This is a genomic window from Synechococcus sp. UW69 (assembly GCF_900474185.1).
In the GTDB taxonomy this organism is placed as follows: Bacteria; Cyanobacteriota; Cyanobacteriia; order PCC-6307; family Cyanobiaceae; genus Parasynechococcus.
Map to the genome: position 1 here is coordinate 61,466 of NZ_UCNW01000009.1, position 14,909 is coordinate 76,374.

Here is a 14,909-nt window from a genome sequence, read left to right on the forward strand (position 1 = left end):
CCGGAATCGCTCTGGTCGCAATGTATGGAGGCCAAGCTCATCGAGCTAGTGCGGGTAACTGCTCCTGCTGTTCGGGAATCAGGGTCGAATAGCCCAGATCCAGAGCTTTTTGACGCAACGTGGCGGGGTCGGTTCCCGCGACCTCCGGCACGCAGGCTGCCCACCACACCAGGTGATCCTCCCGGTTGAAATCGGTGATCGGGCCGCCGGGATTCAGGGTGCGCACGTACACCACCAGCGGCGTGCGTTTCACCCGCACAGGCTTGGTGGTGGAGCAGTTGACGCTCTCGACATAGACGTTCAGATCCGACGCCGACTCCTCCCACAAGCTGTAGCTGCGGGTATCGGGATTCGAAGGCGCTGGCGTCACCCCATAGATCCCGATCGACAAAGTGCCGACGGGGGCCGGTCGTTCGATCAACACCTTGAGATCGGCCGGCCGGGATTGGCGCATTTGCTCCAGCACCTGCTCACGATCGAAGCCACTGACAGGCTGCGCGCAAACCAACCAGCCCAAGCCCAGCAGAGCCATCGGCAATCGCAGACCCATGCCAGTGCTGTTCGCAATGCAGCACCATGATCGCAACATCTGCCTGATTCGTCCTGAGCGGTTCCGCTCTCGCCTTTGACTTCCAGGCCACCACCCCCTGTGCGGCCGAGGTGGTGGAGGCGATGGCGCCCTTCTGGAGTGCGGAATGGGGCAATCCCTCCAGCCGTCAGCATCGGCTCGGCCTCAGCGCCTCTGCAGCGGTGAAGCTGGCGCGACGTCAGCTGGCGGAGGCTCTGGAGGTGACCCCGGAACGGCTGGTGTTCACCAGTGGTGCGACGGAGGCCAACAATCTGGCGCTGCTGGGCCATGCCCGCGCCCTAGGCAAGGCCCATCTGATCAGCGTGGCCAGCGAACACCACGCCGTGCTCGATCCCCTCAAGCAGCTGCAGCGGGAAGGCTTCAGCGTGACCCTGCTGCCCCCAGGCCCCGATGGACTGATCACTCCGGAACAGCTGGAGGAGGCGATCACCCCCGACACCCGGCTGGTGAGCGTGATGGCAGCCAACAACGAAATCGGTGTGCTCCAGCCGCTGGAGCAGCTGGGTGCCCTCTGCCAGGCCCATGGCATCACCCTGCACAGCGACGGGGCCCAGGCCTTCGGGACGCTGCCGCTGAACCCCGACGCCCTGGGGGTTGATCTACTGAGCCTCAGTGCCCACAAGCTGTATGGGCCCAAAGGCATCGGCGCCCTGGTGCTGCGGGAGGGCATCGCCATCGAACCGCTGCAGTGGGGGGGCGGCCAGGAAGCAGGGCTCCGGGCCGGCACCCTGCCCACCGCCTTGATCGTGGGCTTTGCCGCGGCAGCCCGCCTCGCGCTTGAAGAGCGGGATGAGCGCAACAGCCGGTTGCAACGCCTGCGCGATCAGCTCTGGGAAGGCCTGCAGCAGCGCCTTCCCGGCGTGCTGCTCAATGGAGCGCTGCAGCCGCGCCTGCCCCACAACCTCAACATCAGCCTGCCTGGGGTGAACGGCAGCCGCCTACATCGGGCCCTGCGCCCCCACCTGGCCTGCAGCAGTGGCTCCGCCTGCAGCAATGGCGCTCCATCCCATGTACTGCAAGCGATCGGTCGCTCACGCGCTGAAGCCGAAGCCTCGCTGCGCCTGAGCCTGGGGCGCGACACCACAGCAGCCGAGGTGGAACAGGCCATCGCCGTGATCCACGACGCCGTCGCTGCCGCCCAGCTCTGATCCCCCTACGTTCCAGTCGACTGAGCTAGATCCATGAGCAGCAGGGCCGAACTCTCCGTCGGGACCGCCATCCAGGAAGGCTGGCGTGCCTTTCGCCTGGCCCCCTGGGTCTTTGTCGGTTTTGTGCTGCTCAGCGCGCTGCTCGCCCAATTGGCCAATCTCATTCCCGTCCTGGGCGCGCTGGTGGCGACTCTGGTGAACCTTTGGGGCGGCGTCGGCCTGATCCGCGGCTCCTGGATCGCCCTGGAAGGCACCGCCCCCAGCTTCGAAGACTTCACCCGCTGGAACGGCTCTGCCGTCTGGCGCCTATTCAGCCGACAGTTGGTGCTGACTCTGCTGCTGCTGCCCATCGCCCTGCTGGTGATCGTCGTGGCCCTCAATGCCGCAGATGCCTGGACCGTGTTTCGACCGCTGATGAACCTGGCGTTAACGGTGGACCCCAACGATCCGCAACTAGCAGACGCAGGCAGTGTGGCCGCCCTGGAGCTGGCGCTCAACGTCAGCAGCAGCCCCCTGGCGTTGCTGACCCTGGCCGTCGGCTGGTTGTTCGCCACTTACATGCAGGTGAACCAAAGTTTCCTTGGCTTCATTGCGCTGCTGGAGGACCGGAACCCGATCGCCACCATCCAACGGGGCATCTCCGTGGTGCAGGGCCAGTGGTGGCAAGTGCTGGGCCTGCTGATCCTGCAGGTGCTGATCCTGCTGCTGGGGGTTCTGGCCTGTGTGGTGGGTCTGGTGGCCGCCGCTCCGGTCTGCATTTGCATCACCGGCGCTGCCTACCGACAGCTGTTTGGCCAAGAGGACAAAACCGGCTTCATCAGCGCTCACTGACCCTGCAGGCCAGGCGCCATTTAGCACTGCGGCTGCGGGGATTGGCCTCTTCCTCCTGCTCGGTGGCCACCACCGGCTTGCGGGTGATCCGTTGCAAGCGCTCATCCCGCAGGAAAGCCGTCTTCACACGGCGGTCTTCCAAGGAATGGAAACTGATAATCCCGAGCAGGCCCTCAGGCTCCAGCCAGTCGGGGGCCTGCTGCAGCAAGCGATCCAGCACCCCCAGCTCATCGTTCACCGCAATGCGCAGGGCCTGGAAGGTGCGGGTAGCGGGGTGAATCCGCCCTCGCCGCGCCTTGGGGGGGTAACAGCCCGCCACGGCATAGGCCAACGCGGCGGTACCGCCATAGGCGCCTTTCTCCTTGATGTCGGCTTTGATCCGTCGGGCGATACGGCGGGAGAGCCGTTCCTCCCCATAGCCATAGATCAGATCCGCCAGCTCGTTTTCCTCCAGGCGTCCGATGAGCTCGGCCGCGGTCTCCCCCTCACCCCCCGCATTCATGCGCATGTCCAACGGACCATCGAGGCGAAAACTGAAACCACGCTCCGCCACATCCAACTGGGGACTGCTTACCCCTAAGTCGGCCAGCACCATCACGGCGGGCTCGGGCGGCACAAAGTCGGCAAAGTTGGTGGCGACGATCGAAACACGCTCTCCGAAGGAGGCCAAACGCTCCGCCGCCGCCGCCCGGGCCGTGGCGTCCTGGTCCAAGCCGATCAAGTGCAGGCCTGGATGCTGTTCCAACAACAGGGCGCTATGGCCGCCACCACCGAGGGTGGCGTCAATCAACAGGCCCTCTGGGCGCGGGATCTGCCGGGCTGCATCCAGCACCGCATCGGCCAGTACGGGCACATGGCTGAAGGGGGGCACAAGCCACAGGCGAAGACTCCTTAAGATCTACTCATCGATCGGACCACCGCTCCCATGACGCAGCTGGAAACGCGCACGGAGCCCATGGTGGTGAACTTCGGGCCCCACCACCCCTCCATGCACGGGGTGCTGCGGCTCGTGGTCACCCTCGATGGTGAGGATGTGGTCGACTGCGAACCGGTGATCGGATACCTCCATCGCGGCATGGAGAAGATCGCCGAGAACCGCACGAACGTGATGTTCGTGCCCTACGTGAGCCGCATGGACTACGCGGCGGGAATGTTCTACGAGGCGATCGTGGTGAACGCCCCGGAAAAACTGGCGGACATCCCCGTGCCCAAGCGGGCCAGCTACATCCGGGTGCTGATGCTGGAACTCAACCGCATCGCCAACCACCTGCTCTGGCTTGGACCCTTCCTCGCTGACGTGGGGGCCCAGACACCGTTCTTCTACATCTTCCGAGAGCGGGAGATGATCTACGACCTCTGGGAAGCCGCCACCGGCCAGAGGCTGATCAACAACAACTATTTCCGCATCGGCGGCGTCGCCGCTGATCTGCCCTGGGGCTGGCTGGAGAAGTGCCGTGATTTCTGCGACTGGTTCGGCCCAAAAATTGATGAATACGAAAAGCTGATCACCAACAATCCGATCTTCCGGCGCCGCATTGAAGGCCTGGGAACGATCGAGAAGCAGGACGCCATCAACTGGAGCCTCTCCGGCCCGATGCTGCGCGCCTCCGGCGTGCCCTGGGATCTGCGCAAGGTCGATCACTACGAGTGCTACGACGACTTCGACTGGCAGGTGGCCTGGGAGAAAGAGGGCGACTGCTACGCCCGCTATCGCGTGCGCATCGAAGAAATGCGCCAGTCGCTCAAGATCCTGCGCCAGGCCTGCGACATGATCCCCGGCGGCCCGACCGAAAACCTCGAAGCCAAGCGCCTCAACGAAGGCAAAGGCAGCGATGCCACTGGTTTCGACTTCCAGTACGTGGCCAAAAAAGTGGCGCCCACCTTCAAGATCCCCAACGGCGAGCTTTACACCAGGCTGGAGTCGGGCAAGGGGGAGATCGGCGTGTTCATCCAGGGCAACAACGACGTCACCCCGTGGCGCTTCAAGATCCGCGCTGCCGACAGCAACAACCTGCAGATCCTTCCCCACATCCTTAAGGGGCACAAGGTGGCTGACATCATGGCCATCCTCGGTTCCATCGACGTGATTATGGGATCGGTGGACCGCTGATCAACGCAGCCGGCAACGCTCCTTGCGGCTGAGCCAGAGCAGGAGCACCACCAGCAACGGGGTCAACAGATCTGTGTAAAGCACCGACCCGGCATTTGACGGAGCGGTGTTGCTGTCCACTAACAGCGACACCACATGGCCGACACCGTCGGCAAAAAACCAGCTGCAGTAGCCGACCATGGCTGCCAGCAAATAGTCGCGGCGGCGGTACCAAAAACTGGTGAGGCCCAGGATGCCGATGGTGAGGTTGGCGTAGGCCACTTCGTTCTGGAAGGGGCTGTTAGGCCAGCCGATCTGTTCAGCAATGAACGGACCAAACGCCAGATGAGCCACAAAGCCGTACACACCGCCGATACCCAGAACCCAGAAGGCGATCCAAAGCAGGGATACCTCCGCCCATCGATCAAGCCGCCAGGCCAGGCGGGTCTGCAGAGCAGCCAAGAGCAGGGCCAGGATCAAGGTCCAGACCGGCACATTGGCCAGTAAGGCACGACTCAGAGCTTCCATCCCCTCATCCGTCCAACACTGATCAGACTGTGGCCAGGTCAGCTGGTCGCATCAAGCTCTGAACCGTTTTCTTCGTCGGCTGCAACGCACGGGTTATCTGCTGCCCGCGACCCTGACGGGCACGTTGTGGCTCAAGGGCCTGCATCCAGGCCTTCCGGGCCTTGCCTGCCCCCTTCGCACACTCACGGGCGTGCCCTGCCCCACCTGCTTTCTGACCCGAGCGATGGGAGCAGCCCTCACTGGTGATCTCAACGGATCGCTGCAATGGCATCTGTTCGGCCCCATCACCGCCATGGGGCTCGTGCTCTGGAGTGGCCTGGCTCTCTACCAACGCCGTCTCATCCCAAAAGGCCTGCCCCTCTGGTCCGTTCCCATCGTTGGTGGAGCTTTGATCAGCTACTGGCTGCTGCGCCTAAGCACCAACAACTGGCCCAGCGGCTGAACCCTCAGCGCAACAGGCCGCGCTCATAGGCGACGTTCTGCAGGAAGAAGCTGGCCATGGGGATCACCACAAAGCCACCCAAACCACAGGTGACCAAGGCCAGAAACGCCACAACGATGCCGGTCAACACCTCAAGGCCCACAAAGCTCAAACCGTTCTCCGAGCGGTAGACCACCTGGAACGACTGGGCGAACGCTTCACCGATGCTCATGTCGGTGACGAAGATGCGATTCACAAACACCGGCGTGACCAACGCAACCGCAATGCCGGGAAGGATGCAGAGCAGAAAACCGATGGTCGTGGCCAGCGAAAAGAACAGCCCCGCCAGGAGATAACGCACCCAATGGCCTGTAAGCAGCTGACAGGCCGTCGCAATCGTCACCACCTCACCGCGCTCGTAATAGAGGGCAGGAACAGCCACCAGCAGCACTGACAACAGGCTGGCAAGGATTGTGAGAGGCAGCTGAACCAATTGAGCCAAAACCGCCCCGAGGCCCAGCGCCGCATCGCTGCTGCCGAGGGTCGCGGACACCACAACGATGATCAAGGCATAAGCGAGAACACCAAGCAGCGACAGCACGATGGAGCCCACCCAGATCACCAGCACCACGGGGATGTGGTGCAGAAAGGCCTGCCAGGCCTTCTGAATGGACGGAGGCTCATGAGCGATGGGCGAGGCCATGGTTCAAGCTGAACTTCTGTCAGGGTGACAGTCGGCACCGGCTTCAACAACACAACGCCATGACCTCTGCCCCCTGGCTGGAGCTGAGCCGAACCGTGCGCTTCAGCGACACCGACGCCGCTGGTGTGATGCACTTTCAGCAGCTGTTGGGCTGGTGCCACCAGGCCTGGGAAGAAAGCCTCGAATGCTTTGGTCTTCCGGCTGGTTCGGTCTTCCCCGGCGGACGCGGAGAGCAACCCAGCGTGGCCCTGCCGATCGTGCACTGCCATGCCGATTTTCGCGCTCCGGTGCAGGTGGGCGACAAGCTGCTGATCCACCTGGAACCAGAACGGCTCGATCCCAGCAGTTTTGCGGTGAACAGCCAGGTGATGCTAGGGGAGCAGCTTGTCGCCCTCGGCTGCCTGCGCCATGTAGCCATCGACGCCAACACGCGTCGCCGCTGTGTCCTGCCCGATGGCGTGGACCGTTGGCTGGAAGCATCAAGCCTCGGCCGAATCCAACCGCTGTAACCAATCCCGCCAGCGCTGGCGCTGCCATTTCCCCAGCGCGGAAGGTGCCAAGTCGGGGCACAACACCCAACGCCGTGGTGTCTCCGCCGGCGCCCAGGAACGCGTGAGGGTCGCAAGGCGCTGAAGCACCGCACTGTCAGCGCTGCCCACCAGCGCCACAAGCCGGTGCCCCCACTCCGGATCATCAACACCCAGCAACAACACTGAACTCACCGGAAGCAATGCCGACTGAACCGCCGCCATCAAACGCTGCTCAAGCTGCTCAGGAAACACGGTTTCACCACCGGAATGAATGGCGCCATCCATTCGCCCCACGATCTGAAGGCCTGGGGTGAAAGCGGCTCGATCCCCGGAGCGCCACCAGCCATCCGCATCCGTGAGCTGTTCGAACCGATCCGGCTGATCCGCACACCAACGTCCGAGGGCCAGCCGATCGGTGCGCACCTCTAGGGCGCCATCAGCGGCCAGGCGGAGCTCCACATCTACCAATGGATCCCCACAACCCTGCTCACCGGCGAGGAAGCGGGCCGGCGGCAACGCCGCCACCATCGCCGCCGTCTCCGTCGAGCCGTAACAGGGCGCTAGGGGCAGCATCAAGGCGCGAGCCTGCGCCGCCAACTGAGGCCCGAGAACAGCACCACCGATCCAGATCACCTGCATCTCCTGCAGGAAGGCCACCCCGACGGGATGGGCCAGCAGTCGCGCCAGCTGCGTGGGCACCAATGAGAGCAGTACCGGCTTGGTCCCCCAAGAGGGCAGGCTCCGGCACCACGCGAGCAATTCGGTGGGGTTTTTCATCAACCCCGGCTCCAGCTGCTGATGCGAGGCACCCCAGCACCGAGCTCGCCACCAAGGCATCAGACCACTGACATGCGCCATCGGCAGTGGATTGAGCAGCAGGGTGACGGCGGGGTCGAGAGCCATCCCCTTTAACCAGTGCGCGGTGGCTGCTGCCGAACGGTCCAGATGGTCCAGGGGCTGGGCGCAACAACGGCTGCTGCCACTGCTGCCTCCACTGCGCACCAGCACGCCCGGCCCTGGCGGCAGTTGAGCGATGGGAGCAGCGTCCGCCTCGGGCGACAGGCTCACCCACTGCCCTGCCGCCAGACCGCGCTCCAGCCTCTCGAACTCGCTCATATCGCCGCGGCCCAGACCACCTCTGGATCGGTGGAGAACAACGCCCCCGATGGCGTCCAGCCGGGGGCAAGACCCGGTGCCGCCGGCGTAGGGCCCTGCGCCTGAAGCCCAGCCAGATGCTCCAGCCAACGCCGACCAATGCCGGTTTCGAAGGCTGTGCTCACCATCCGTTGGGGCACCCCCGCCTGCAGCTCCCGCAACAGCACTCTGGGATCACCCTCCAGCGCGGGCCGCCGCACCTGCCAGCCGCTCCAGCTGCGCCGCAGCTCCGGCCGCTGGTGGAGTGATTCATCCAGGGCCACCGGTCCAAGCGCCGCCAACTGCTCCAGACCGGCTTGATCCTCCACCGCCAGAGGTTGTTCCAACCAGGCCAGGCGTGGGTCATCGCACAACCGTTGCATCCAGGCCTGCGCCGTGCTGCGATCCCAACCGGCATTGGCATCCAGGCGCAATCGAGCCGTGGGCGGCAGGTGCTGGAGCAGCTGATCGAGCAGCTGGTGCTCCAGGGGATCCGCCTCCGTCGCCACCTTCCACTTGAAGGTGCGCCCCTCAAGGCCTCTCACCGACTCCGCCACAGCTTCAAGGGCCGTGAGCATGGCCTCTCCTGACGGCAACAACAGCGCCGGCGCAGGAGCTTTCAGCCATCCCTGGGACGCCTGCCCCCCCACCAGCCCGTCCAACTCCGCCAGCGCCGCACCAAGGCCAAAGCCCACAGGTCCCGGCGCATCGCGCAGCACGGCTTCCAACTGAGCCAGGGAGGGCACATCCGGCAGCGACGCGAGGGCGCCCTCACAAGACGACCACGGCGACGTCGACTGATCTGACTGCAGCGGTGCCACTTCGCCCCAGCCGACCGCCCCGTGATCGTCGTCAAGCCGAAGCAACCAGCCACAGCGCTCAGTCAGCACGCCTGCTGCCGTGCGCAGCGGCTGCAGCAGGGCAAAACGGAAGGGGCGACGCTGCAACCGGAGCGTCATCCGCCGGTCCAAACCCGAGAGAGGGCCAAGCCCACACTGAGCGCGAGACCATTCCAGCCCTGAAAGCGCAACGCCAGAAACTTGCTGCCGCTGATCCGCTCCGGCTGGTCGTGGTGGCGCTGGAGCAGACGCATCAACTGCACACCAGCAGGAAGACCGAGAGCGCTCAATAAAACCGTCGGAGGCCAGTCCCCGTGCAGCACGGGCACCCACTCCAAAGCGAGCGTCAAGGCCACAAACCATGGCACCAGTGCCGCCGCCCGGCGCGTGCCAAGACGCACCACCGGCGAGCGTTTGCCGTGGGCCGCGTCCTCCTCCACCTGATGGAAATGGGAACAGAACAACACCAGGGTGGTCGCCAGGGCAGGGCCTGCCCCCAACATCCAGGCGGTACCCCATGGGATCGACTCAGCCCCCCTGGGCTGCAACACCAAAAGGGCCGCAGCGGTGGCGAACGGACCAAACGCCAGCCAGCACAGGGGCTCACCCAAGCCGCGGTAGCCCAATCTAAACGGAGGGCCCTGGTACACGTAGCCCAGGCCGCAACACACCAACACCAGGGCCAACACCGCCCAGCTGCTGTTCCAGGCCAGCAACGCCATCAACAGCAACCCCACCACCAAGGCGGCGGTCGCCCCCTGGGCAACGCGATCCCTGCGGCCGGTGAGGTTCACCACCGAATGGGGCTTACCGGAGGCATCAACACCCGTCGCCGCATCAAAAACATCGTTGCTGAGGTTTTCCCAGAGCAACAACAAAATGGCCGCCAGCAAAAAGCCGCCGAGCTGCAGCCATCGCAGGGACCCTTCAACACCGAAATGCCATCCAGCCGCGACCAGCACTGGCATCACGGCGACGGAATACATCGGCCACTTGATGGCTGCCTTCCACAAACGGCGCCGATCGGCGTAACGGGATGCGACAGCCTGCGGCTCAGACATGGACAGGTTCGGTTCCCGCAGGGCGAAGACCCATACATTTGAGCAGTAACCCTGGCCAAAAACGCCGCGGATGTCGGCTGATTGTTGTTTCAGCTCTCTCCTCTCCGCAGCCCAGCGGGGATGGATGGCCTGTGACGGCGATGAAGCGCTGCTCAGCCTGGCCCTGCCGATCGCAGGGGTCGACCCGCTTCTGGCCTTGCCGCAGCTGGCGGAGCAGGAAAACTTGCAGGTGCTGTGGGACAGCGCCCCTGGCCTGTGCCTGGCCGCAGCAGGGCCCTGCCAGGAACTGGAGCTGGCTGGCAGTCGTCGCTTTGAACAGGCCCAGCGCTTCGCTGACATCTGCCTCAGCCGCCTGCACGACACCGCACCGGAGAGCCCGGCCCATGCACGCCCCCGGGTGCTGCTGCGCTTCCGCTTCTTCGATCAGGTGAGTGAACGCCGCCGAAGTGAAGCGGTGGTTCCTTCAGTGCATGCGGTGCTGCCCCGCTGGCAACTCAGCCGTCAGGGACGCCGCGGCTGGCTGCGGCTGAACGGGATCGTGAGCAGTGCAGCGGACTGCCGCGAGCTAGCGGAACAGCTCTGGCTCAAGCAGGAACAGCTGCTCCAGACGCCAACCACGCCAACAGCACTCAAACCCCAGGCGCTGGTGGCGGCAACGGAACCGGAAACCTGGCGGCAGCGTTACGCCGCAGCGCTCACCCACGGGATTGATCTGGTCAACAACGGCGACCTGCACAAACTGGTGCTGGCCGTGCAGCACCGCATCGTTTTGGCCGAAACGTTCGACCCCTTGCCGCTGTTGAAACGGCTCCGGCGACAACAGGCCGGCAGCTGCCGGTTCCTCTGGCAGCGCCATGCGGGGGATGCCTTCTTCGGTGCATCCCCGGAACGGTTGCTCAGCCTTCGCGCCGGTTGGCTGCGCAGTGATGCCCTGGCCGGTACGGCTGGGCAGGGGGATTCGGGCGCTCAGCTGCTGCGCTCCGACAAGGACCGCCGTGAACACGAACTGGTGGTGGAAACCATCACCGACCAACTGCGCCGCAACGGACTGTCCCCGCGACGCCGCTGGCAACCCCAACTGGCCCGCCACGGCAACCTGACCCACCTGCACACCCCCATCACGGCGGAAACCCACGGTCAGCCCGTGTTATCGCTTGCCGAACAACTGCACCCCACACCCGCCGTTGCCGGGTTGCCCCGCCGTGACGCCATGGCCTGGTTGCGGACCCTGGAACCGTTTGAACGGGGGAGTTATGCCGCACCGATCGGCTGGATCGACAGTGCCGGTGATGCCGAACTGCGGGTGGCCATCCGCTGTGGGCACGCCAGGGGCTGCAACTTGGACCTCACCGCTGGAGCCGGTCTGGTGAGGGGATCCGTTGCCGAGCGAGAGCTGCAGGAAGTGGGGCTGAAACTGGCCGTACTGGCCGACCAGCTGGAACTTCAGACCAGCGCGCGCAACCGCTCGATCGTCTGATCGGCCAGGGGCTGATTCATCAGCCGCTCCACTTCACGCACACCGGTGGGACTGGTGACATTGATTTCGCTGAGCATGCCGCCGATCACATCGATGCCGACAAAGAAGAGCCCCTCCGCCCGCAGCGCCGGGGCCAGGGCGGCACAGATCTGACGTTCCCGCTCGGTGAGTTCTGTGGCCTCCGCCTGGCCACCGACGGCCAGATTGCTGCGGAATTCCCCCGCTGAAGGGCGCCGATTGATCGCGCCAAGGGGATCGCCATCCACCAACAGGATGCGCTTGTCGCCTTCGCTCACGGACGGCAGGAACGCCTGGGCCATCACCGGCAACCGCTCCTGCTCCGTCACCAGCTCCAGCAGGGCCTTCAAGCCCGGCGACTGCCCATTGACCCGAATCACGCCGAGGCCCGCGCGCCCCCCCAGCGGTTTGAGCACAATTTCCTGCTGCTCCTGGGCAAATGAGAGCAATTCAGACACCCGCCCCGCCACCAGCGTTGGAGCCATCCAGCGGCTGAAGCGCAACGCCCCCAGCTTTTCGTTCCAGCTGCGCAGCGCACTGGGGCGATTGAGCACACGAACCCCAGCCCGCTCGGCCACCTCCAACAGATGGGTGGCGTAGAGATACGCCTCATCCACGGGCGGATCCTTGCGCATCCAAATCACATCAAAGCCACCCAGGGCCTGACGTTCAGCCACCCCAACCGTGATCCATGGCTCTGGCGTCACAGGCAGGGCGAGCGCGAGGGGTTCATCCCCCCGGGCAATCAAATCGGAGGGCGTGCAGGCCCACACCTCATCGCCGGCACGATGGGCGGCCTGCATCAGCGCAGCGGAAGAATCCTTGGCTGGATTGATCTGCCCCAGCGGATCCAGAACAAACAGCTGGCGCATCGATCAGGCCTTCAACAGCGCATCGAGCTCACCGGAGCGATCCAGGGCGTGGAGGTCATCGCACCCGCCGATGTGGCGATCATCGATGTACACCTGCGGAACACTGCGGCGACCATCACCCCGCGCAGCCATGGCATCACGGCCGGGCTCATCCCCATCCACGCTGTGTTCGGTGTAGCTCACCCCCTTGCGATCCAAGAGTCCCTTGGCGCGGACACAGAACGGACAGGTGCACCAGGTGTAGATCTCAACCTTGGCCATTGCGTTGGTCATACCAGTGGTCGGATCCTATGCAGCAACTGCGCTGATAGCGTCAGAAGCTGATCAGGACCGAGTCCTTGCTGGATCTCACCGACTTCAAACGCGATCTCTCCGAGCTCACTGACCGCCTGGGCAATGCCCAGGACTGTCTTTGACGTTCCTGCACTGAACGCACGACAACAAGATCTCGAGCAACTCGCCGCCCAGCCTGATTTCTGGGATGACCAGCAGAACGCCCAGAAGCAGATGCGTCGCCTGGACGAGGTGAAGGCACAGCTGAGTCAACTGGCCGGATGGAGCGGCGCGGTGGACGATGCCAAGGCCACCCTTGAGCTCTACGAGCTGGAGCCCGACGAAGACCTGCTGCAGGAAGCCCAGAACGGCCTGAACCAACTGCGCCAGGGACTGGATCGCTGGGAACTCGAGCGCCTGCTATGCGGCGAATACGACAAGGAGGGGGCCGTCCTCAGCATCAATGCAGGAGCCGGTGGAACGGATGCCCAGGACTGGGCGCAGATGCTGCTGCGCATGTACACCCGTTGGGCCGAAGACCACGGCATGAAGGTGACCGTCGACGAACTCTCCGAAGGGGAAGAAGCCGGGATCAAGAGCTGCACGATCGAGATCGAAGGGCGCTACGCCTACGGCTACCTGCGCAACGAGAAAGGTACCCATCGCCTGGTGCGCATCTCACCGTTCAACGCCAACGACAAGCGCCAGACCAGCTTTGCCGGTGTGGAGGTGATGCCCAAGATCGAGGAGGACGTCAAGCTCGACATTCCTGAAAAGGACCTGGAGATCACCACCAGCCGCTCGGGCGGCGCCGGTGGCCAGAACGTGAACAAGGTGGAAACGGCTGTGCGCATCCTTCACATCCCCACCGGGCTGTTTGTGCGCTGCACCCAGGAGCGCTCCCAGCTCCAGAACAAGGAGAAGGCGATGGCGTTGCTGATGGCCAAATTGCTAGTGATCGCCCAGGAGCAACGGGCGGCCGAAATCGCCGACATCCGCGGCGACATCGTTGAAGCGGCCTGGGGCAACCAGATCCGCAACTACGTGTTTCAGCCATACCAAATGGTGAAAGACCTGCGCACCAATGAAGAAACCAACGATGTGCAAGCGGTGATGGATGGGGCCCTCGACCCCTTCATCGACGCGTCTCTGCGCCAAGGTGTCGACAGCCCCGGCGCCGACACCGATTCCTGATCCCATGGCCTCCGACAGCACTCCACCGCCGAGCTTCATCAAACAGGCGATGCGCAACATGGTGCGCAAGGGCAGTAAGAGCCTGTTTCACCTCGGCCTCACCGCCATGGGATTCCTCGGCTTCATCACCCTCGTGGCTTGGCTAGGTCGACCGACCCTGCCGGGCTAGGCATGGAGCTCGACCTCGCATTGGATCGAAACGAGGCGCCGCTAGATCCCTGCGACGCCTCCGACCTGCTCGACGAGACCACCTGGATCCAGCAGCTGGAGGATTGGCTGATCACTCTTTGCGGGGATTCGCGCCTGGACTGTCCGACCCTGGTGCGCACGGCAGAGGAACTGAGCCTGGGGCTGCGCTTCACCGATGACGCCAGCATTGCGGCGTTGAACAGCACCTGGCGCCAGAAAACGGGCCCCACGGATGTGTTGTCCTTTGCCGCCCTCGACGAAGCCGGCGACTGGATGGACGGACCCAGCATCGAACTCGGAGACATCGTGGTCTCTCTGGAAACGGCCCGGCGTCAGGCCCAAGAGCAGGGGCACAGCCTGAAGCGGGAATTGCGCTGGCTCGTGAGCCATGGCCTGCTGCACCTGCTGGGCTGGGACCATCCCGATGACGACAGCCTCGCCGCAATGCTCGCCCTGCAGGAAAGGCTTCTTGAGGATGGGTGATCTGGACAACCCGGGTAGGCTTCGATGAGCGGGCGTTCGCCCTGCGGATGCCGAATTCCGTTCCGATGACCAGCGAATCGCCCCGGACACCATCCGCAGACGCAGCAGCGGAGGAGGTGGCCATGGTGCCCAACGGAATGCGACGACGGGGCAGCTGGCGCATCGCTGGCGATCTGCCGGCAAGCTTTCGCTACGCCGCCCAAGGCCTCGGCTACGCCTTCGTCACCCAGCGCAACTTCCGGATCCATGTGGTGACGGGGCTGGTGGTGTTTGGTCTCGCCGCCTGGCTTCAACTGGATCTGATCCGCCTGGCCGTTCTGGTGCTTACGGTGGCTGCCGTTCTGGTGTTGGAGCTGCTGAACACAGCGATGGAAGCGGTGGTGGATCTGGCCATTGGCCGGCGTTATCACCCATTGGCCCGCATCGCCAAAGACTGTGCTGCTGCAGCTGTGCTGACAGCCGCCATCAGCTCTTTATTGATCGCTGTGTTTCTCCTGCTTCCGCCGCTCTTGCTCCGCCTGGGGCTCTGA

19 protein-coding genes are annotated in these 14,909 nt (G+C 64.3%); 10 read left to right on the forward strand and 9 right to left on the reverse strand.

Going from position 1 to position 14,909, the window contains the following annotated elements; all coding sequences use genetic code 11:
• Nucleotides 1–37: 37 nt before the first annotated feature.
• Entirely contained in the window at nucleotides 38–550 is a 513-nt protein-coding gene (locus DXY29_RS07940) for a hypothetical protein (RefSeq protein WP_170952169.1), read from the reverse strand.
• A 53-nt stretch (nucleotides 551–603) separates the two neighbouring features.
• Between DXY29_RS07940 and DXY29_RS07945 the strand changes: the two genes are divergently transcribed.
• Together DXY29_RS07945 and DXY29_RS07950 are read left to right on the forward strand one after the other, a co-directional pair.
• A complete protein-coding gene (locus DXY29_RS07945; protein WP_115024486.1) occupies nucleotides 604–1,737 on the forward strand; it encodes a cysteine desulfurase family protein in 1,134 nt (377 codons plus the stop codon).
• Nucleotides 1,738–1,770: 33 nt separating this feature from the next.
• Complete coding sequence (locus DXY29_RS07950; protein ID WP_115024487.1) at nucleotides 1,771–2,568, forward strand: hypothetical protein; 798 nt, start codon at nucleotides 1,771–1,773, stop codon at nucleotides 2,566–2,568.
• Here DXY29_RS07950 and rsmH read toward each other — a convergent pair.
• Nucleotides 2,555–3,439 (reverse strand): 16S rRNA (cytosine(1402)-N(4))-methyltransferase RsmH, encoded by an 885-nt coding sequence (gene rsmH, locus DXY29_RS07955; RefSeq protein WP_115024488.1) that lies wholly within the window; start codon nucleotides 3,437–3,439, stop codon nucleotides 2,555–2,557. The genes DXY29_RS07950 and rsmH overlap by 14 nt on opposite strands.
• 54 nt (nucleotides 3,440–3,493) lie before the next feature.
• Here rsmH and DXY29_RS07960 point away from each other — a divergent pair, with 54 nt between their 5' ends.
• Nucleotides 3,494–4,678 carry an NAD(P)H-quinone oxidoreductase subunit H gene (locus DXY29_RS07960; RefSeq protein WP_115024489.1) on the forward strand — a complete coding sequence of 395 codons (1,185 nt, stop codon included), beginning with the start codon at nucleotides 3,494–3,496 and terminating at the stop codon, nucleotides 4,676–4,678.
• Here the strand turns inward: DXY29_RS07960 and DXY29_RS13625 are convergent, their stop codons facing one another.
• Nucleotides 4,679–5,185 (reverse strand): DUF6790 family protein, encoded by a 507-nt coding sequence (locus DXY29_RS13625; RefSeq protein ID WP_187695011.1) that lies wholly within the window; start codon nucleotides 5,183–5,185, stop codon nucleotides 4,679–4,681.
• Between the two features lie 124 nt (nucleotides 5,186–5,309).
• Between DXY29_RS13625 and DXY29_RS07970 the strand changes: the two genes are divergently transcribed.
• Nucleotides 5,310–5,627 carry a DUF2752 domain-containing protein gene (locus tag DXY29_RS07970; protein WP_371411074.1) on the forward strand — a complete coding sequence of 106 codons (318 nt, stop codon included), beginning with the start codon at nucleotides 5,310–5,312 and terminating at the stop codon, nucleotides 5,625–5,627.
• Nucleotides 5,628–5,631: 4 nt separating this feature from the next.
• Here the strand turns inward: DXY29_RS07970 and DXY29_RS07975 are convergent, their stop codons facing one another.
• Nucleotides 5,632–6,309 (reverse strand): hypothetical protein, encoded by a 678-nt coding sequence (locus DXY29_RS07975; protein WP_115024491.1) that lies wholly within the window; start codon nucleotides 6,307–6,309, stop codon nucleotides 5,632–5,634.
• Nucleotides 6,310–6,368: 59 nt separating this feature from the next.
• Between DXY29_RS07975 and DXY29_RS07980 the strand changes: the two genes are divergently transcribed.
• Nucleotides 6,369–6,818 carry a thioesterase family protein gene (locus tag DXY29_RS07980; RefSeq protein ID WP_115024492.1) on the forward strand — a complete coding sequence of 150 codons (450 nt, stop codon included), beginning with the start codon at nucleotides 6,369–6,371 and terminating at the stop codon, nucleotides 6,816–6,818.
• Here DXY29_RS07980 and DXY29_RS07985 read toward each other — a convergent pair.
• From DXY29_RS07985 to menA, 3 genes are read right to left on the reverse strand one after another with little or no spacing between them, the layout of a single operon-like run.
• Nucleotides 6,789–7,955, reverse strand: coding sequence for an AMP-binding protein (locus DXY29_RS07985; protein WP_115024493.1), 1,167 nt, complete (start codon nucleotides 7,953–7,955; stop codon nucleotides 6,789–6,791). The genes DXY29_RS07980 and DXY29_RS07985 overlap by 30 nt on opposite strands.
• Complete coding sequence (menC, locus tag DXY29_RS07990; RefSeq protein ID WP_115024494.1) at nucleotides 7,952–8,932, reverse strand: o-succinylbenzoate synthase; 981 nt, start codon at nucleotides 8,930–8,932, stop codon at nucleotides 7,952–7,954. Before menC ends, DXY29_RS07985 begins: the two co-directional genes overlap by 4 nt.
• A complete protein-coding gene (gene menA / locus DXY29_RS07995) occupies nucleotides 8,929–9,873 on the reverse strand; it encodes a 2-carboxy-1,4-naphthoquinone phytyltransferase (protein ID WP_115024496.1) in 945 nt (314 codons plus the stop codon). The genes menC and menA overlap by 4 nt, the downstream gene beginning before the upstream one ends.
• Nucleotides 9,874–9,943: 70 nt before the next feature.
• Here menA and DXY29_RS08000 point away from each other — a divergent pair, with 70 nt between their 5' ends.
• Nucleotides 9,944–11,350 carry an isochorismate synthase MenF gene (locus DXY29_RS08000; RefSeq protein ID WP_115024498.1) on the forward strand — a complete coding sequence of 469 codons (1,407 nt, stop codon included), beginning with the start codon at nucleotides 9,944–9,946 and terminating at the stop codon, nucleotides 11,348–11,350.
• Here DXY29_RS08000 and gshB read toward each other — a convergent pair.
• Nucleotides 11,317–12,240, reverse strand: coding sequence for a glutathione synthase (gene gshB / locus DXY29_RS08005; RefSeq protein WP_115024501.1), 924 nt, complete (start codon nucleotides 12,238–12,240; stop codon nucleotides 11,317–11,319). The two genes, DXY29_RS08000 and gshB, sit on opposite strands and share 34 nt — an antisense overlap.
• A gap of 3 nt (nucleotides 12,241–12,243) precedes the next feature.
• Nucleotides 12,244–12,501: a glutaredoxin 3 gene (grxC, locus tag DXY29_RS08010; RefSeq protein ID WP_115024999.1), complete on the reverse strand. Its 258-nt coding sequence runs from the start codon at nucleotides 12,499–12,501 to the stop codon at nucleotides 12,244–12,246.
• 77 nt (nucleotides 12,502–12,578) lie between these two features.
• Here grxC and prfB point away from each other — a divergent pair.
• The 4 genes from prfB (at nucleotide 12,579) to DXY29_RS08030 (ending at nucleotide 14,909) form a co-directional block, all read left to right on the forward strand.
• A protein-coding gene (prfB, locus tag DXY29_RS08015; protein WP_115024503.1) for a peptide chain release factor 2 occupies nucleotides 12,579–13,707 on the forward strand; the annotation gives its coding sequence in 2 pieces (ribosomal slippage) (nucleotides 12,579–12,653 and nucleotides 12,655–13,707; 1,128 coding nt in all).
• Nucleotides 13,708–13,711: 4 nt separating this feature from the next.
• Nucleotides 13,712–13,876 (forward strand): DUF3285 domain-containing protein, encoded by a 165-nt coding sequence (locus tag DXY29_RS08020; RefSeq protein ID WP_115024505.1) that lies wholly within the window; start codon nucleotides 13,712–13,714, stop codon nucleotides 13,874–13,876.
• 2 nt (nucleotides 13,877–13,878) lie between these two features.
• On the forward strand, nucleotides 13,879–14,379 hold the full coding sequence (gene ybeY / locus DXY29_RS08025; RefSeq protein ID WP_115024507.1) for an rRNA maturation RNase YbeY: 501 nt from the start codon (nucleotides 13,879–13,881) through the stop codon (nucleotides 14,377–14,379).
• A 122-nt stretch (nucleotides 14,380–14,501) separates the two neighbouring features.
• Complete coding sequence (locus DXY29_RS08030; protein ID WP_226409623.1) at nucleotides 14,502–14,909, forward strand: diacylglycerol kinase family protein; 408 nt, start codon at nucleotides 14,502–14,504, stop codon at nucleotides 14,907–14,909.